The sequence below is a fragment of the Paraburkholderia sp. J10-1 genome (genome assembly GCF_905220165.1).
Classification (GTDB): Bacteria; Pseudomonadota; Gammaproteobacteria; order Burkholderiales; family Burkholderiaceae; genus Paraburkholderia.
In genome coordinates this window covers 58,152-75,696 of the sequence record NZ_CAJMYW010000027.1, presented here as the reverse complement: position 1 = coordinate 75,696, position 17,545 = coordinate 58,152, and the positions used below count along the sequence as shown (strand labels likewise).

The 17,545-nt window shown below is 60.1% G+C and carries 13 protein-coding genes; 9 read left to right on the top strand and 4 right to left on the bottom strand.

What is annotated here, in order from left to right; translation table 11 throughout:
• Nucleotides 1-226: 226 nt before the first annotated feature.
• From U5A65_RS38180 to U5A65_RS38170, 3 genes are all read right to left on the bottom strand, one after another.
• Nucleotides 227-1,051 (bottom strand): hypothetical protein, encoded by an 825-nt coding sequence (locus U5A65_RS38180; protein WP_321949456.1) that lies wholly within the window; start codon nucleotides 1,049-1,051, stop codon nucleotides 227-229.
• Nucleotides 1,052-1,242: 191 nt separating this feature from the next.
• Nucleotides 1,243-1,722, bottom strand: a complete 480-nt coding sequence (locus U5A65_RS38175) for a DUF2441 domain-containing protein (RefSeq protein ID WP_321949455.1) — start codon at nucleotides 1,720-1,722, stop codon at nucleotides 1,243-1,245.
• Nucleotides 1,723-1,910: 188 nt separating this feature from the next.
• On the bottom strand, nucleotides 1,911-2,462 hold the full coding sequence (locus U5A65_RS38170; RefSeq protein WP_321949454.1) for a hypothetical protein: 552 nt from the start codon (nucleotides 2,460-2,462) through the stop codon (nucleotides 1,911-1,913).
• A 676-nt stretch (nucleotides 2,463-3,138) separates the two neighbouring features.
• On the opposite strand from U5A65_RS38170, the gene U5A65_RS38165 reads away from it, so the two are divergent.
• On the top strand, nucleotides 3,139-5,481 hold the full coding sequence (locus U5A65_RS38165; protein WP_321949453.1) for a P-loop NTPase fold protein: 2,343 nt from the start codon (nucleotides 3,139-3,141) through the stop codon (nucleotides 5,479-5,481).
• Between the two features lie 419 nt (nucleotides 5,482-5,900).
• Entirely contained in the window at nucleotides 5,901-6,164 is a 264-nt protein-coding gene (locus U5A65_RS38160; protein WP_321949452.1) for a hypothetical protein, read from the top strand.
• A gap of 2,426 nt (nucleotides 6,165-8,590) precedes the next feature.
• Here U5A65_RS38160 and U5A65_RS38155 read toward each other — a convergent pair.
• Nucleotides 8,591-9,223 (bottom strand): 3'-5' exonuclease, encoded by a 633-nt coding sequence (locus tag U5A65_RS38155; RefSeq protein ID WP_321916329.1) that lies wholly within the window; start codon nucleotides 9,221-9,223, stop codon nucleotides 8,591-8,593.
• Nucleotides 9,224-10,147: 924 nt separating this feature from the next.
• Here U5A65_RS38155 and dapA point away from each other — a divergent pair.
• The 7 genes from dapA (at nucleotide 10,148) to hutG (ending at nucleotide 17,423) form a co-directional block, all read left to right on the top strand.
• Complete coding sequence (gene dapA, locus U5A65_RS38150; RefSeq protein ID WP_321916327.1) at nucleotides 10,148-11,071, top strand: 4-hydroxy-tetrahydrodipicolinate synthase; 924 nt, start codon at nucleotides 10,148-10,150, stop codon at nucleotides 11,069-11,071.
• A gap of 38 nt (nucleotides 11,072-11,109) precedes the next feature.
• Nucleotides 11,110-12,180, top strand: a complete 1,071-nt coding sequence (locus U5A65_RS38145; protein ID WP_321916326.1) for an ABC transporter substrate-binding protein — start codon at nucleotides 11,110-11,112, stop codon at nucleotides 12,178-12,180.
• A 77-nt stretch (nucleotides 12,181-12,257) separates the two neighbouring features.
• Complete coding sequence (locus U5A65_RS38140) at nucleotides 12,258-13,091, top strand: ABC transporter permease (protein ID WP_321949451.1); 834 nt, start codon at nucleotides 12,258-12,260, stop codon at nucleotides 13,089-13,091.
• Nucleotides 13,088-13,939 carry an ABC transporter permease gene (locus U5A65_RS38135; RefSeq protein ID WP_321916323.1) on the top strand — a complete coding sequence of 284 codons (852 nt, stop codon included), beginning with the start codon at nucleotides 13,088-13,090 and terminating at the stop codon, nucleotides 13,937-13,939. Before U5A65_RS38140 ends, U5A65_RS38135 begins: the two co-directional genes overlap by 4 nt.
• Nucleotides 13,940-13,953: 14 nt before the next feature.
• Nucleotides 13,954-15,120 (top strand): ABC transporter ATP-binding protein, encoded by a 1,167-nt coding sequence (locus U5A65_RS38130; RefSeq protein WP_321939093.1) that lies wholly within the window; start codon nucleotides 13,954-13,956, stop codon nucleotides 15,118-15,120.
• Between the two features lie 7 nt (nucleotides 15,121-15,127).
• Complete coding sequence (locus U5A65_RS38125) at nucleotides 15,128-16,576, top strand: FAD-binding oxidoreductase (RefSeq protein WP_321949450.1); 1,449 nt, start codon at nucleotides 15,128-15,130, stop codon at nucleotides 16,574-16,576.
• A gap of 43 nt (nucleotides 16,577-16,619) precedes the next feature.
• The gene (gene hutG, locus U5A65_RS38120; RefSeq protein ID WP_321949449.1) at nucleotides 16,620-17,423 is read left to right on the top strand and encodes an N-formylglutamate deformylase; all 804 of its coding nucleotides are present in this window, start codon (nucleotides 16,620-16,622) and stop codon (nucleotides 17,421-17,423) included.
• Nucleotides 17,424-17,545: the final 122 nt, after the last annotated feature.

The following is a 17,545-nucleotide window of genomic DNA, read 5'->3' as shown; positions in this document are numbered from 1 at the left end:
TTTCGTTGGCTCTCGGAGTAATAGATCCTCGGTCGCTGTTTCATTTGCAACACCTCCGCTGCTCACGCAGGCTGTAGTGTGTTGCATCGACCGGTTGAATCCGCCACTAGGAAGCGGCCATCGCACCCGCACAAGTCCGTTGCTGCACAGGGAAGACGTCCGCCCACGCGTCACTGGGTGCCAAACGGAGATGATCCGTTAGCTGAAGCCTAATTCGGCACGTACATCAGTCGGTCAACGGCGGCGTCGGAGGTGCTCCATATAGATCTGTGTAGGCTCGTTTCAGCAACTGATAATTGGGCATCCAATCGAGTTCAAAAAGGATATTGCTATCTTCGGGCAAGACAAAATCACTTCGCGCAAGCCGAATCAAGAGGTAACAGATTGCATACACGGATAGCGTTGTGAAAAGCGTTAGCCTTGCCGCTTCACCGTCGTAAATCGGTCCATTACTTTTCCACAAGGCGCCGTCGCTGGCGTCCGGGCGCGAGTGCGAATAGTTGCAAAGCTGCTGATACGTCGCGGCCAGCACACCTTCGTTTTCGAACATCCATTTCCCTTGTTCCTTTCGGAGATTGCCAAGCAACCGACTCCTACATCGTCCAAACGACAAATCGCCGCCTCCTGCCTTCCAGGCGACGTAATCTTTGTCGTTCGGATAGAGGCTCCCATACGCTCCGATCATTACGAGCTCAAGGGCCGTGCGTAGTTCCGCGATCGCGGCTCGGTAGTAACCATGCAAGAAATTAAAGGTTGAGCATTGGAAGCACTCGCCGGCGCTGAGTAAATTTTCGAAGATCTCGTCGGGATCTTGTGGGTTACCGATCGTCTCAATCCAGTCGCCCCATAAGCTATACATCAGACGGAGCCTGATCCCATTGTGATTGGAGGTTGTTATCGAGACGTCTTCTGGAAGGTGCATGATGCCATTCCAAACCTCCTGGTCAATCAGGTCGGACGGAGGTACGGCTTGGCCGCCAGAAGCAAACTCGTGCGGCTCAAGCACGCTGCGAACCGCTCGGAAGTCAGCAAGTGGAAGTTTCTTGGTCATGCGACGAGTATGGTGAGCTTTTACTATCCAACGACCAGCTATTTGATTCTCAACGCTCGAAAACGGGCGTGCAATCGTTAGCCAAGCGGCGTTCGTTATCGTTCACGCTACGGCATCGAAACGACCGCTCCCCCAGATGCGGTAACGCCACCGCCTGATGCCAATTAGCCGCAGATCACTGACTGCCGTTTTCACGCAATCCGCTTCAGCACCTTGATCGGAGAGAGTGTCAGCAGCTCCGGAATTTTCGGGTTCTGACCGCCCCAATACGCGTGGGCGGTCGCTTCAGCCCACGGGATGAACGGGCTATTCGTTGGCACAGCGTTGGTGCTGCTGAGCAATGAGAAGTCGCCCACGTGGCGCGGGGCGAGTTCATCGACGATGACGACCTCATGCGCGAAAAGCCCCTGTCCCGGAACGAAATTGGTAAGGGCGTCCGATTTGTTCACATATGCATAGGAGCATTTCAGACGGCTCGGCAGCGATCCGTAGTTCTGCTCGCGGATACTCTCGAAGATCATTTCCTTTGCGATCTTCCAACCGTTGAGTGCGCCCTGTGGTCCCGAAACGTCATAAGGGTATGTGCGATATCCCGCGCCAAAGTGTCCACAGCCGAGTAGATCGCCCGGTTGATGCTCTTTCCTTGCGACGTAGAAAAAAATCTTTTGCACCTGACTCTCCGCCAATTGCACTGCGCTCGGGCTGCAATATGCGAGCAGCCCAAGTCGTCCTCATCCATTGGCTTACCAGATCAGCCAAGGCATGTATCTCTATGGCGAGGGACGTTGCCGGGGTGAGAGCCGAATTGCCGGTGTGTGTTGCGCACTCGGTCATTTCCATCCGGCCTCGCCCCGAAGGGTTAGACCGGCGATTCGATCTGGTCCGAAGTCACTTGCCTTACCTCGTTCCTGTGTTTGCGGCAATAAGCATCGATCGCATTCACGATCTCAAAGAGCGGGCGCGTGCTTAGCACTTCAGGATTGTTTTCCTCGTAAATGTATCGCCAATCAACGAACACCTTGTCGTAGAGTTCGAGCCCCTTCGAGACGTCCCCGTTGAACCCCGCCACTTTGGCGTTCGCAGTAATCTCGGCCTGCGCGTCAGCAGGCAGACCGTCGAAGAGTTTGCTCAGCTTATGGCCATGGCCGCCAGGTTCCAGCTTTCTGTCCTCGTCACGCCCGGCATATACCTTCACCCCCTCGTGAAATAATTCATCTTCGAGGTTGCTGAACATACCGTTGATCGACTTGAGAAATATCTCGGTCGCAAGGCAAAGATTGACCATACCGGGAACTGAAAATCGCCCCCTAGTCTCGATCAGGTGCTTCCCTGCCTCGGCAAATACGAGGCCGTGATCGTAGATCGCCCCTAAACAGTAGTAGACCTGCTTGCGCTTGTAGACGTTTGCCATAGACGGCTCTCCTGTTTTAGATGCGGCTTGATATCGTGCAGGATGCAATCTTAGGTCATCGCGCCTCTCCGCGCCGCCAGTCGTTACGCATTTATTTGCCTGTCCAAAGCCGATGCTCGAATGACCGGTTGAATCCGCACCCGCGACGTGTCTTCGCTTGACGGTCCGGATCGACCGTTCCACTCTGATCCCTGCCCTTGCAATGCCGACGACTCGACCGGCAGCAACGGGTCGTTCTATGCCATTTGCATTAAACGTGCCGGAGAAGATCATCGCGCTCGGTCGTCGGGCGCTGAACGGCCACAAGCAGACCTTCGCGTGGAGCGTGGCCGAGACCTTCAGATGAAGCTTCCACTCAACGAGCGGTAATTCGATTCCAGAAAGCCAGCGTTGCGTCATCTCCCTGAGTTGCCGTTCGCCGTCAAATCGATTTATATCGACTGTCTCGCCGTTAGCGGACCGGACGAGCTAGGATGTGCAAGCGTGGTGGGATCTCTTCAGGTATTACCAGGAATATAACTATGTGTCGAGAAAGTATTGGGAGTGGTCGCGAAGGCAGAGGTGGCGGGAGATACTCGAGAGTCTCTATCCCGATGCCTGAGACCTCGCTTCCCGCCTCGACGCCAGCGCTTCGCCCCTTCGGTGGGACCGGCGGTCCCATCGGCGTCGCCGCGCGATGATCGGGCCGCTGGTTCGTCTGTCGGCGTGGCGCGCCCGTCGCCGTGCGAGACTCAATGCGCAGAACGCGAGGACCGAACAGCTGGACGGCGGGATCGGGGCGGAGGCACCCATCCGGACGGCGTCCGAGGATCGCCTGAGGAGGGCCGACTTCGCAGACCGCATAGCCGGCGTGCTTTCGGAACTCAGTCTGCGTGAAGGCAGGGTGTTCGCAATCCGAGGTGAGTGGGGCTTCGGCAAGTCCTCACTTAAGAACCTAATCACCGAACGGCTCGACGCCAGGAGCGACGGCGCAGACTGGCTTGACTTCAATCCCTGGCAGTGGGGCGACGGCGACGCGATTGCCCGCGCCCTCTTTGGCCAGATAGCTGATCGTCTGGGGGGCGAACATTCAAAGGCCGCGCTCGCCCGCGCCGAGGCGTTGCGACGGTACGGCGCGATTCTTACAGGGGCCAGCGCGCCGCTTAAGAAGGCCGAAGGTTCAAGCCATCTAATCTCGACGGTACTGACGAACGCCTCGGTGATCGCGGTCGCCTCGGCCGTAGGCTTCGACCTGCCGACGGCAGCGAAGGTGGCAACTGGTCTCGCCTTCCTCTCTATCATCACGCCCCAGCTGGGCCGCGTGCTGACGCATCTCGGACGTGATCGCACCGGCGAACCGCTCGGCAAGGTGCGCGAAGCGCTGGAGGTTCGTCTTCGCGAACTCGACAGGCCGCTGATTGTCTTCGTCGACGACATCGATCGGCTCGAGCCCGAGCAGATCAGGATGGTCCTCCGACAGGTAAAGGCGAACGCCAACCTGCCCAACATCGTCTTTGTGCTCCTGTTCCAGCCCAGCATCATTGAGCGGGCACTTGATCCGGTCGCTGACGGCGACGGCCGCGCCTTTCTGGAAAAGATCGTGCAGGCTAGCTTCGACCTGCCGGCGGTCCCGGTGTCGATCGTGCATCATATATTCGGAGGGGAGCTCTCTGAGCTCGCGGGCCCTTTCGCGACCGAGGCGAACGGGTTCTCCCATACGCGATGGGGTAACGCGTTCGTCGGTTGCATCCAGCCCCTACTGCGCAACATGCGCGACGCGCGTCGATTAATCTCGTCCATCGCTGTGCACATACCGTTGCATACGGCTGACGACGTGTTTGAGGTGAACATTGTCGACTTCCTTCTTCTTGAGACGCTCCGGGTCTTCGAACCGGACCTCCATAAGGCGCTGTTCCGAGAGAGGGAACTAGTCCTACAGGAGCGGCGTTACCCTGGCTATGGCCGGCAGGATGAGGACAGGGCGGCGGCCAAACGACTTCTTGAGCTCGTGCCGGAGGAGCGCCGCGTCATCGCCCAGGACGCACTCAAGGACCTCTTCCCGCCTCTCGAATGGGCATACGGGGGCACGAGCTACGCAGACGGCTTCCATCTCCAGTGGTTGACCGCCAAGCGGGTCTGCTCCCGGCGCTATTTCCCGCGTTACTTCGAACTCCAGACAGCGTCCGGCGAAATATCGGAGCGCCGCTTCGTCGCGTTTCTCGATGCGACGGCGACGGAGGACGCGCTAGCTGCCGCGATCGCCGACATCGAGGCCGACGGCCTGCTGCCCTCGCTCGTCGCGAGGTGCGACGAGTCAGTCGACCGCCTCCCGGCCGAGAACGCCGCCGTGCTGTTGCCCGCGATGTTCAGAATCGCCCAGAAGCTCGCGGGCCAGCGCGACGTCGACCCCTTCAATTCGCCATGGCTTTCAGCATGGCGAGCGACGAGCTGGTTCTTGAAGCGCGTTCCGGAGGATGTGCGCGGTGGTCTTGCGCTTGACGCGCTCCGCCAGACCCAGGCGCTCTCCGTTGCTGCGATCCTGATTAATCTGAACGATCCCGCCGCGCAGAAGGCGAGTGAGAGCTACGCCTTTGATCCGGCGCTCGACCTCGACACCGTTGAAGCGATGAAGGCTGAATGGCTCCGGTCGATAAGGAGGCGCGCCGTTGACGGCGAAGCGCTGATCGTCCAACCAGATCTCGTGTCTTGGCTCTACCGGTGGAGGGACTATATAGGTTCATTGGACGAACCTCGCGAGTGGATGTGTGAGGCGATCCGGACCGACGAGGGCTTCGCACGCATGGCCACACGTATGATGAGCCGGGGCACGAGCAGCTCGTGGGGTGATCGCGTCTCCACACCGCACAACACATTCCATAAGCAGACGATCGATGACTTCATTGGCATTGACGTGGCGAGGGTCAGGTGTGAAGCGATCGATCCCGCCGATTTCCCTGAGCACGAGGAGGCCCTGCGAACGCTGCATCGCTCTGTTGAGACGTGGCTTGGGCTAAGACCGCGCGACCCTTTCGATTTCTAAAGGATGGCCCCTTTCGACGCCGAATCGACCAGAAAGGGGGTGTCATGCACCATAAAGCGGTCGTAATTGTGGTCCCGTTAATCAATCGATGTCGAAATTCAATTGCCTCTTCTGAATGTCGAAGGCATTGAGTTCACTGGCGGCCAGTGTCCGCACAGGCCGCCCTGCAGCCAACCGATGTGGTCCATTGAGCGGCCGTTGTAATTTGGAAGCTGTCGCCGCAGTCGTGTCGGGTCGAATGTCGGCAGCGGGTCGGGCTGAGTCCGTCCGCGCTTCGAACTCACCCCCTGAAAACGGCCGTTGAAATTTCGCTGCCCGAAAGCCGCCAGTCGTCAACGCGCGCGCCCCACCCTGAACTGCCCTTCAGTTTTCCCCAGAACGGCCGTTCAACAGTCTGGAATGTTCGGATCAAAATTGCGATGTTCACGCCAGAGTTTTCTACAGCCGACGCCACGGAACATACACTGATCGCCAATCATTTTGTCGAGACGCAAGTAGCGCTGAACCTCAGCGTTGCGTTCATTCGAGCACGTGTACTGTTTGGCCGACAACACGTACCGCTGCCCGCCGCAAGATTTGTGGTGGTCTATGATGTCCGTGGGCAAAAAGTGACAGACGAGCTTGAAGATTGTCTTCAACGGGCGCTCGGGGACGTGGCCGAGATTCGGGTGAAACGGTCATGAGCTTTCAACTTATGGTTCGCGGTATATCCCTGAGCGACGTTGAGCATAGCCTTGACTTCCTCAACGGTAGAGCCGAAGTATTTTCGGTCGATTCTGAGACCGTCGGGATCGCAATCCCGACTCGCTTGTTTGATACCGTCGGCGAGGACAGGATTCGAGAAGCTCTACGGCACATGATGGTCTATGACCTTTACTCTGGCGACTGGAGCGGCTAGTAGTCTGTCTGCCGGCACGACATACAGCGCCGATCATTCGGCCTTGATTTCGCCGATCAGGAGTGCTGCGATACTGAAGGGGTGAATTGCCGACGATCCTAAGCCCGGTCTTGAGTGACCGTTTGTGGGCCGCGTTGAGACAGTGTCGCCCGCGATTCGCTCGTCGGAAGCCGGCCATTGAGGGAGGGTGAACGGAACCTCGGCTATTCGAACTGAATGTCGACTTCGACGGGCGGCTCCTGGCCGAAAGTGATCGAACAGGAGATTGGTGGTCACTACTTCGCCGGGTCTATCCATCCCGGGCGAAGTCCGCGAACGTGTTCTTCTCGTACCTGCTCGATCGATTCCGAATTGCCTAGATCGGCCTCAATCTCGCCGACGCAACCCCAGCAGTCACCGCCACAGTTCATCGACAAGGGGTCGTCGGGCTGATCGAGTGCCCGCCCACATATCCGGCATTTCATCGCTCGGCTTCCAAAGTGTGAATCCGCCAAATTGTCAGCGATTTACCCCGGTATGTCGAACGGCGGCTCCTGGCCGACTGCCGCCCGACGTGTCCAACAGCTTCACGCGATGTGCGTTGCGCATCTCTCCCACGATGCAAGGATAATTTTGACGGTTGGCCGTCATGAGCTCCAGAAGCCTACACTTTTCGGACCAATCGCGCTGGCCCAGCAGTCGCACGAGTTTCGGTCAAGGGAGGCGCGAATATGCATGTCGACCGGGTGGACCGGGCGCGCTTCACGTTTGACAGCTCGATCTACGTGAACCCAGGATGAATGAGATCTATGCGCTCGGCACATCCATGGCTCCGCCCGTTCGCTTGTGTGCCACTGTGGGCGTGCTGTGGACCGTGCCTTGCGTAGAATCCCCGCACGAATAAAGGTGCCGGGGCGTGGAGACGTCAATCAGGCAAGTTCAGCGGTCCCTGGATGAGCTCCCAATGTAGAACAAGGTCGCGGGTTTCTGCATCGTAGCTTTTCAAGCCCAAGTGTTCGACAGCTATCCCGATCAGGTGAATCATCGCTGCATTGGCCGCGTGCAGCGTGATCGCATATCGGAATAGTCAGGTCCGAAGCGATACCCGTTGAGGTATCCGCTTTCGTCGGCGCGCATGTTACGTTCCAGCGCGGCGACTGTGGCGTGCGCTCTGTTACCGGACGTGTGCCGATATGAAAGCTCATATAGCAGTTCGAGCCCGCTTTGTCGCGCGAGGGAACCCGGCCTGTCTTTGCGATCGGTAACCCGCTCATTGCTGACGGATTGTCACAACAAATTCCAATCTGGGCACCGGGCGGTGCGCTCGCGCTGCTCGACTCACTCATCGAACCTTACGAACTCACTGGCGTCGACGCTAGCCAGGCGCGAGTGGAGGGTGCCGAACGCGCCGAGTACGCCCCTGAACTCACCAAAGTTCTCTAACGCGGTTTTCAATCTGCGCGAGGACTTGGCATTGAGCGACTCATGCAGCGAGCGAGCATCCGAGTGTCATGGGACGTCTTGGCGCGATTCAATGTCTGCGTCCGGCGGGACCTGACAGTCAGATTTGAGGACGTTATTCCCGGCAGATTTTTGTCCTTCGCGACGCGAGCATGGATCGACATGGACGCAGCCGCGTTCTACGTCGTCGAGCCGGACGACGTTGGCGATCCCGGCTCAGGTGCGTACGCGGTTGCGTCGGCCTTTGCTAGCGATACGCGACGAATCGCCCACGACTGGCTCGCCGCTTGGGGGGCCGCAAAGGCGGGGCACCGGGCTGAGGCGATCAAGACTGCCGCGAGTGTGGAGGCTGAGCAGAAGCGGGCCCGCGCGGAGCGCGAGGCAGCTGCCAGCGCCGCATTCCAGCGATTATCAGAAGAGTCAGAGCGACGTCGGCAGAAGAGGTCGACAACCAAGCTGGGTGGCGGTGATCGGCAACCTTCAAGCAGGTGCTGGAGATCCAGAGGTGCGAGTTATCACGAATCCGCTAGACCAGCTCGAACTGCAACCGACGACGTCGGTGCAGTTCGCCGGCGTCCTCGCTGCAAGAGCACTCACTTTCCAATTCACACTCCAGGACTTGCCCGAGATCGACGAAACACTGTGAACCCGCACGAATTCGTCGAAGGCAATTGTCGATAGCCGTTCGATAGACATATCGGTGCTTGCCGTTTGGGGATGTCTCTTATCGCTTTACTCCGGCCTTCCGACGGGTGACAGATTTAATGTGCTCTACGACGTCTTTTTCGGCAAAACTGGCGTAGACAGTGAACCCAGAAATGTCGCAACCTTCGCCTTGCTAGTCTTCTGCAATTGAGCCATGAGGGCGTGATCGATTCGCTTCAGCCCGTAAGTTTGAGCGATGTCGTGCTGCAATCGGCACCAGAGATGACTGGCGATCTCAGCGTCAACCATCGCTCGGTGCGCACGACCCGATTTCGGTAATCGAAGCATCTCCGCCAAGCTAGATAGGCGGTGACTCTGGGCGCGTGGGTAGATCCGCCTGGACACGAGCATCGTGCAAGCAAACGAATGCTCCGCTGGCACTCCAAGAAGCCCCAGTTCTGCCTGCCAAAACCGCTTATCGAAACCGGCGTTGTGGGCAACGACGGGATGGTTTCCAACAAACGCTGCAGATTCCCTCATGACTTTCGATACAGGAGGAGCCGATGCGATCATGTCGTTCGTGATGCCTGTGAGAGCAGCGACATCGGACGGGATGCGCCGTCCTGCGTTCATCAAGCTCTGGTAACGATCAACAATCCGACCGTCACGCAGGAGGATGACGGCAATCTCGGTAGCGCGGTCGCCCAGATTCGGCGAAAGCCCGGTTGTTTCGAAGTCGAGTACCGCAACGGTCTGCATGTTTCTTTCGTTCACTAATCAGTTGATGCCGTAATACGCACGCTTCCCCATGCCTGGCGAGCCAGGCAAGACGCACCTTGATTTGTTCGCCCGGCTGCCGCTCAGGCCAGTTCGCCAACCAACGACACACTCGGAGACAGGACTTGCAGGGTATCCGTGGCGATGCGCCCGGATCTGGATGCGTTGGATGAGTGGCGTATTCTACGCTTCGTCACCGCTATTTCTTATATCGACGCTAACGCCGTCGACAGTTACTGGGGCGAACGTGGAGGGTTGACAGATGCAAACGCCTGGAATGACGCGAAGCTCAGGCGCTGCGCTTTCCTCTCGCTGGAGTTGTGGATTGCGAGTTCACCGGCATCGGGAAAACCGGCGCCTTCAGCGGAAAGCGGGCAGGGGACCGAGTAAGGTGGATTCTGTCATCTAAGAGTTTTAAGTAAAAAGCGCTCCATTATGATAAGAATACTTATCACAATAAAATCATAATACCGGCATTTCACCTATGCCCCGACGACCTACCGCTGTCGACGAGCATTGCCAGAATCAAAAAACCGCGTTCGAATCGCCTGGCCCTTGCGAAATCGTCGGACAAGAGGTCACGGATGAATGGGGGACCACGCCCGTTCGCATAAGGCGACAATGCTCTCGATGCACATGCCCCTGAGAACCACCAGAGGGTCACATCAGGGGAAACCCTCGAACCGCCACGTTTATCACGCTTGTTTGCGCCCGCCAGGCCGTCTCGCGAGGCTGCGCAGCCCCATCCCGCCTGCTCCAGGCCCCATTGAATAACCAGGTCTTATAAAGAGGGTAACTGGCACTGATGGTGCGTGTCCGGTTTTTTTGCCTCCTTATCGTTCAAACCATGGAGTGTCATTCAGATCCTCGGCGACCCAGGCCGTACCACTATTGAAGAGCGCATCGATGAGCACGTTGCATCCCTATGCAGGTATTTTGACGGCAGTTCCCACTCCTCTCGACGCAGACGGCCATTTCGTCGCCGCGCCGCTTGCCGCGCAGATCGGTAGGCTCATCGAAGCCGGCGCGGACGGTGTCGTGCCGCTCGGCGGCACGGGCGAGTACACGGCACTGTCGTTCGCGGAGCGTCTGCGTGTCGTCGAAACGTCGCTCGAAGCGGCGGCCGGCGCGCTGCCCGTCGTGCCGGGCATTCTCGCGCCAGGACTTGGCGACGCCATCGACAACGCCAAGGCCTTTGTGAAGGCCGGCGCGAAGGCGCTCATGGTCGTCACGCCGTATTATTTCCGGCCTACACAGGAAGGCATCGTCGAGTACTACCAGCGTTTCTCCGATGCAGTCGACGCCGACATCATTCTCTACGAAATCCCGTATCGCACGGGCGTCTCGCTCCATTACGAAACCGTCGCGAAGCTCGCCGCGCTCACGCGCGTCGTCGGCATCAAAGCCTGCAATCCGGATCTCGCCACGCAAATGCGCGCGGCCGAACTCTGCGCGTCGAAGATCGCCATTCTGAGCGGCGAGGAAGACGTGCTGCCGCTGCACGTCGCCATGGGTGCCGTAGGCGGCATCATCTCCAGTTCGAACCTCGTGCCGAAGCAGTGGGCGCGTGTGCTCGCGCTGGCGTCGAACGGCCAGCTCGAACAGGCCGTTGCGCTGCACGCCACGTTGCGCCCGCTCATCGACGCCATCTTCGCCGAGCCGAATCCCGCGCCCATCAAAGCCGCGCTGACGCTTCAAGGCCTCGCGTTCGGCGACGTGCTGCCGCCGCTCAAGCCTGCTTCGGCGGCGCTGCGCCAGCGCCTCGCCGACGTCATGGCGCCGCTCGTCGCGCGCGAGGACGCCTGTTCCCCATCCGCGGCGGGCGTTTGAGTCGCACTGAGACCATCGATACGTTAAGAGAGAAGACCATGTCATCCGATAACAACATCATTCTTCCGCGTCGTCGCTTTCTTCAGGCGGCGGGCGCCACGCTACTCTCGTCGGCCGTTGCCGCGCCGATGATCATCACTTCACGCAAGGCGGCCGCTGCGAGCAATCTCACGGTCGTGAGCTGGGGCGGCAACTATCATCAGGGTGTTGACGAAGCGCTCGCCAAGCCGTTCGAAAAGGAATTCGGCGTGCACGTGACGCTCGTCGACACGCCCGATCTTGCCCGCGTGAAGGCGCAGGTGATGACGAACAACGTGCAATGGGACGTGTTCGATGCGGTCGGTCCAATGGCGATGACGGGTGCGAAAAACGGCTATTGGGAACCGCTCGATCCGGCATTGTTCGACCGCAGCGACCTGATTGCGCCGATGACGAAATTCGCCGTGCCGTTCTACGGCTTCACGGGCGGCATTTGCTGGGACAACAGCAAGCACCCGGCCGGCAAGCACCCGGAAACCTTCGCCGATTACTTCGACGTGAAGAAGTTTCCCGGCCAGCGCACGCTGCGCAACCGCGCGAGCGAAACGCTTGAAATCGCCTTGCTCGCCGACGGCGTGCCGCCGGAAAAGATTTATCCGCTCGACGTCGACCGCGCGTTTCGCGTACTGGACCGCATCAAGCCGTCTATCGGCAAGTGGGTGGACCAGACGCCCCAAACGGTCTCGCTCGTGGAAACGGGCCAGGTCGATTACAGCTACACGTATTCGACGCGCGTGAAGGCCGCGCAGGAAGCGGGCAAGCCGATCGACTTCTCGTTTAAACAAACGCTCACCGGTCTCGAGTATCTCGTCGTTCTGAAGAACGCGCCCAACAAGGCGAACGCGATGAAGTTCGTGCAGTTCGCCATGCGCCCCGATCGTCAGGCGGCGCTCATGGATTATCTCGGGAACACGCCGGCGAGCAAGAAGGCGCTCCCGCTCGTCAAACCCGACGTGCGCAAATGGCTGTCGGACCCGAACAACAAGATGAACCTCATCAGCAACGATGTCTGGTGGACCGACCATTACGACGAACTCACACTGCGTTTCAAGGAGTGGGTGCTGTCGTAACGTCGAGGTAAAAAAGGCCGTCGCAATAGCGGCGGTCGTATGGTCAGCAGTCAAGCATTTCAGCGGTAGGAGGAGTGATGAAAGGCAGAAAGGATGGGTTGCTGTACGTCGGCCCGGCAACGGTATTTTTATTTCTCGTGGTGTTCGTGCCGCTGATGTATGTGGTCTACACGAGTGTCTGGGTGAATGACGGCTTGTCGCTTTCGGCCTATCAACGCCTCTTCGGCAGTGAACTCTTCCTGCGCACCTTGTGGTCGACGTTTCAGATCAGCATCTGCGCTTCGTTGTGCAGCCTGCTGCTCGGCTATCCCATTGCCATGCATCTCGCGAAGCAAACGCCGAAGAAACGGGCCCTCTACATGGTGCTCGTGCTGGTGCCGTTCTGGACCAGCATTCTCGTGAAGAGCTATGCATTCACGGTCCTGCTCGGCCGCGACGGGCTGGTCAACAAGCTGTTGTCGGTCGTGTTCGCCACGCATGTCCAGCTGCCGATGCTGTTCAACCGCTTCGGCGTGATGGTCGGCATGACCAACTATCTGATTCCGTTCATCGTCTTTCCGGTCCTCGCGAGTTTGCTCGCTATCGACCAGTCGCTGTACCGCGCTTCGGAAATCATGGGCGCGAAGCCGCCGCGCATCTTCTTTCGCATCACGCTGCCGTTGTCCATGCCCGGTGTCGCGGCCGCGGCGCTGAGCACCACGGTCATGTCGATGGGCTTTTTCGTGATTCCCGCGCTGCTGGGCGGCCGTAAGGACGCGATGATGTCCAATCTCGTCGACTTCTACACGCGCGAAACAATGGACTGGAATATGGCGTCGGCAATCGGCGTGATCCTGCTCGGTATCGTCACGCTCGCGGCGCTCGGCGCGGAGCGGTTCCAGAAGCGCGATTCAAAAAAGGTGATGGCATGAGCACATCGATGCAAGCAGGGTTGCCGGCAGTCCGGCGCGGTGTCGTGGTCGATGGGCTCGCGCGTCGTTACGCGCGGCTGCGCAACGTGATCGCCATTCTGGTGTACGTCTTCATTCTGGTGCCCACGCTCATCGTCATTCCGATTTCGTTCGGCGGCGACGGCGAGCTGACGTTCCCGCCGCGTGTGTGGTCGATGTCGCTGTATGTGCATCTCTTCACGTCGGATAGCTGGGTCGGACCGATCCTGCAGAGCCTGAAGGTCGCGAGTCTCACCACGGTCGTTTCCGTGCTCCTGGGCGTGCCTGCCGCATACGGGCTCGTGCGCCACGAATTTCCCGGCAAGCGCTTTGTGATGTTGCTGCTCATGAGTCCGATTCTGGTTCCCGTGATCGTGATGTCGCTCGGCCTCTATTTGTACCTGTCGCGGCTGCATCTGGTCGGCTCGACGCTTGGCCTCGTCGTGAGCCATGTCGCCTATGTCACGCCGTTCATGATGATGACGGTGATGGCCGGCGTGAAGAAGCTCGACCCGGCGCTCGAATTCGCCACCACGATCATGGGCGCCGAGCGCCGCACCGTGTTCTTCAAGGTGGTCCTGCCGCAGCTTCGCCCGTCGATTCTCGCGGGCGCGCTGTTCGCGTTTCTCGTGTCGTTCGACGAGGTCGTTATCGCGTGGTTTCTCACGAGCCCCGAAACGACTACGTTGCCGGTGCGGATGTACAGCAGCATTCAATGGGATATTTCGCCCGTGATCGCCGCCGTTTCCGCACTGCTCACATTGCTTTCGCTGGTTTTCTGTTGCGTGTCGGTTTGGCTTCAGCCGGCTGCGCCCGAATCGTCGCATTGAGGTTGGAGAAAAACATGTCACACGTTCTACTGGATAACGATGGCCGTCCGCTGCCAGGCATCGCGCAAGCGGCCAAGGAAGCCTCGGGCAGCGTCGCGGCGACGCAGCGCAACACCGAAGAGATGATCGTTTTTCGCGGCGTGAGCAAGCATTACGGCAGCGCGATTGCGCTGCACAGCACGGATTTTTCGATCCGCAAGGGCGAATTCCTGAGCCTGCTCGGGCCGAGCGGTTCGGGCAAGAGCACGATCCTCAACATTATCGCGGGCGCCGTCGCGCCGACCGAAGGCACCATCGTGCTCGACGGCAAGGACGTGTCGACCGTGCCGCCGCGCGAGCGCGGCCTTGGCATGGTGTTCCAGAACTACGCGCTGCTGCCGCATTTGAATGTGTTCGACAACGTGGCGTTTCCGCTGCGCATTCGCGGCGTCGCGAAGTCGGAGATCCAGCAGCGTGTGCGCAACGCGCTCGAGCGCGTCGGGCTCACGGGCTACGAGAATCGCAAGCCTCGCGAGATGTCGGGCGGCCAGCAGCAACGCGTGGGCATTGCGCGCTGCATCGTCTATTCGCCTTCGGTGATCCTGATGGACGAGCCGCTCGGTGCGCTCGACAAGAAGCTGCGCGACCAGTTGCAAGGCGAGATCAAGCGCCTGCACCGCGACCTCGGCACCACGCTCGTCTACGTCACGCACGATCAGGAAGAGGCGCTCAACCTCTCTGACCGCGTGTGCCTCATGAACGGCGGCCGCATCGCGCAACTCGGCACGCCCGACGAACTGTATTTCGAGCCCGTCAACGAGTTCGTCGCGGACTTCGTTGGCGAATCGAACCTGATCGAAGGCGTCGTGCAGGCCGAAGGGGTGGTGCGTGTTTCCGCGAATCGCGTGCTCAAGGTGCGCAGCACGCAAGGGCACGCGATCGGCTCGAAAGTCAAGGTGCTCGTGCGCCCGGAAAAGATCGACGTGGTGGAGCAAATGCAACCCGAGGACGACAACACGTGCACGGGCACGATTGCGCAGGTATCGTTCGTGGGCGGCATGACGCGCTTCGAGCTGACGCTCGCAGACGGCGCGACGCTGCTCGTGAAGGGTATTTCGGCGCGCGCCGCGGAGCGCGCGAACGTGGGGCAGCAACTGGCCGTGCGCTGGGCCGCGCGCGACGCCGTCGTGTTGAGGAAGTGAACGAACCATGAATCAAGCCATGATTATCGAGGCGATGCGCGAACTCGCGGGCGTCGCCAATGTGCTGGAGCGCGACGCCGACATGGCGCCGCATTTGATCGACTGGCGCAAGCGCCATTCGGGACGCGCCGCGTGCGTCGTGTTTCCGCGCGACACCGCGCAGGTGTCGCGTGTCCTCGCATGGTGCAACGCGCGCGGCGTGAAGGTGTTTCCGCAAGGCGGCAACACGAGCGTGTGCGGTGGCTCGGTACCGGACGCTTCCGGTAACAGCATCCTGCTGAATCTCGCGAAGATGAACCGCATCATCGAGGTCAACGCCGACAACAATTCGATGACCGTCGAGGCCGGCTGCATTCTGGCCGATCTCCAGCAAGCCGCCCTCGACGCCGACCGCATTTTTCCGCTCACGCTCGGCGCGGAAGGCTCGTGCCAGATCGGCGGCAACATCGCGACGAATGCAGGCGGCACCAACGTGCTGCGCTTCGGCAACACGCGCGATCTCGTGCTCGGGCTCGAAGTCGTGCTTGCCGACGGGCGCATCTGGAACGGCATTCGCACGCTGCGCAAGAACAACAGCGGCTACGATCTGAAGAACCTGTTCGTGGGCGCGGAGGGCACGCTCGGCGTGGTCACGCAGGCTGCGTTGAAGCTGTATCCGCGTCCGCGCGCGACGGCTACGGCCATGTTGGGCGTCGATACCGTGCACGCCGCCGTGCGGGAAGGGCTCAAGCTTCAAGCCGCTTTTCCGGGCGAACTGGTCGGGCTCGAACTCATCTCGCGCAGTGAATTCGAAATCTCGCTGCGTCATGCCGCGAAGGCGCGCAATCCGTTCGACAAAACGCCGGCGTGGATGGTGCTCGTCGAACTGGCGGCTTCGTCGGGCGACGATGAAGCAATCGCCGCGCGCTTGACGGATGCGCTCGCGCCGTCGTTCGAAGCCGGCGTGATCGTCGACGCGGTGGTGGCCGCGAGCGCGCAGCAGCGCGCGGACCTTTGGCACATCCGTCATCACGTGACCGAGGCGAATGGCCGCGAAGGCATGGGGCTCACGCACGATATCGCCGTGCCTACGTACCGCATTCCCGACTTCATGGAGGCCGCCGAGAAGACGCTCGAGGAGCACTATCCGCAGGCCACGCAAGTCGTGGTCGGCCATATGGGCGACGGCAATCTCCACTACATCGCCATGTTTTCGCACGAATACTGGGCGAGCGTTGCGGACAAGGCCGCTCTGCAGCTCGCGCTGAGTCATCGGCTTTACGACATCGCGGCGGCGATGGGCGGCACGTTCAGCGCGGAGCACGGCATCGGCTCGCTGCACGTGCCCGAGATGTCGCTCTACAAGGACGCGAACGAAATCGCCTTGATGCGGCAAATGAAGCATCTGCTCGATCCGAACGATACGATGAATCCGGGCCGTGTCGTGCCAGCAGCGTCACCCTCGCTTTCCGCGTAGTTACGCAGGCCGTTCCCCTCAACGTCACCGCAATGCCTCCCGCATGACTTCCCCGATCTTCGATTTTCATCGCGGCACCGTGCCGCTGCTCGTTTCCATTCCGCATCTGGGCACGGCCATTCCCGCCGATATCCGTGAGCATTTGACCGACGTTGCCGGCGAAGTCGCCGACACCGACTGGCATCTCGATCGCCTCTACGCGTTCGCGAAAAAGATGGGCGCCTCGGTGCTGGGCGCGCGCGTGTCGCGCTATGTGATCGACCTGAACCGGCCGGCCTCGGGCGAAAGCCTCTATCCGGGCCAGACGACCACCGGCCTGTGCCCGACCGAAACGTTTCGCGGCGAACCGCTGTATCGCAATGGCGCCGGCCCCAACGCCGCCGAAGTCGCGCGGCGTCTCGACCGGTACTGGCGCCCGTATCACGCGCAACTGCGCGCCGAACTCGACCGCTTGACGGCTGAATTCGGCGCCGTGCTGCTGTGGGAAGCGCATTCGATCGCGAGCGTGCTGCCGCGCCTTTTCGAGGGCAAGCTGCCCGACCTGAACATCGGCACGAACAACGGACTGAGTTGCGACGCCGGCGTGCTCGACGCGATCACGCGCACGCTCGGCGCTCAGCCGTTCACGTGGATCGCCAATGGACGCTTCAAGGGCGGTTACAACACGCGCGCGTATGGCGAGCCGCAGAAGGGCGTGCACGCGGTGCAGCTCGAAATGTGTCAGTCGACGTATATGAGCGAGACTTCGCCGTTTGAGTACCTGCCTGAAGTCGCGGGCGAGGTCGAGCCGGTGGTCGAGCGCATGGTGACGGCGGCGTTTGAGGCGGTGCGAGCGATGGGACGCTGAATGCGCGAGACGGGGTAATGGAAAAGCGGGCATGGCCCGCTTTTTTTGTTGGCGCATCGCACATGCCGCATCGCAGGCGCAAAAAAAACCGTCTTCGCGAAGGCATCGAGAAGACGGCGAAC

Bases quoted from the DNA above. Each gene is read 5' to 3' on its own strand.
- U5A65_RS38160 (WP_321949452.1), top strand. From the start codon at position 5,901: ATGTTCACGCCAGAGTTTTCTACAGCCGACGCCACGGAACATACACTG.
- U5A65_RS38170 (WP_321949454.1), bottom strand. From the start codon at position 2,462: ATGGCAAACGTCTACAAGCGCAAGCAGGTCTACTACTGTTTAGGGGCG.
- U5A65_RS38140 (WP_321949451.1), top strand. From the start codon at position 12,258: ATGAAAGGCAGAAAGGATGGGTTGCTGTACGTCGGCCCGGCAACGGTA.
- U5A65_RS38130 (WP_321939093.1), top strand. From the start codon at position 13,954: ATGTCACACGTTCTACTGGATAACGATGGCCGTCCGCTGCCAGGCATC.
- U5A65_RS38135 (WP_321916323.1), top strand. From the start codon at position 13,088: ATGAGCACATCGATGCAAGCAGGGTTGCCGGCAGTCCGGCGCGGTGTC.
- U5A65_RS38155 (WP_321916329.1), bottom strand. From the start codon at position 9,223: ATGCAGACCGTTGCGGTACTCGACTTCGAAACAACCGGGCTTTCGCCG.
- U5A65_RS38165 (WP_321949453.1), top strand. From the start codon at position 3,139: ATGATCGGGCCGCTGGTTCGTCTGTCGGCGTGGCGCGCCCGTCGCCGT.
- dapA (WP_321916327.1), top strand. From the start codon at position 10,148: ATGAGCACGTTGCATCCCTATGCAGGTATTTTGACGGCAGTTCCCACT.
- U5A65_RS38125 (WP_321949450.1), top strand. From the start codon at position 15,128: ATGAATCAAGCCATGATTATCGAGGCGATGCGCGAACTCGCGGGCGTC.
- U5A65_RS38145 (WP_321916326.1), top strand. From the start codon at position 11,110: ATGTCATCCGATAACAACATCATTCTTCCGCGTCGTCGCTTTCTTCAG.
- U5A65_RS38180 (WP_321949456.1), bottom strand. From the start codon at position 1,051: ATGACCAAGAAACTTCCACTTGCTGACTTCCGAGCGGTTCGCAGCGTG.
- hutG (WP_321949449.1), top strand. From the start codon at position 16,620: ATGACTTCCCCGATCTTCGATTTTCATCGCGGCACCGTGCCGCTGCTC.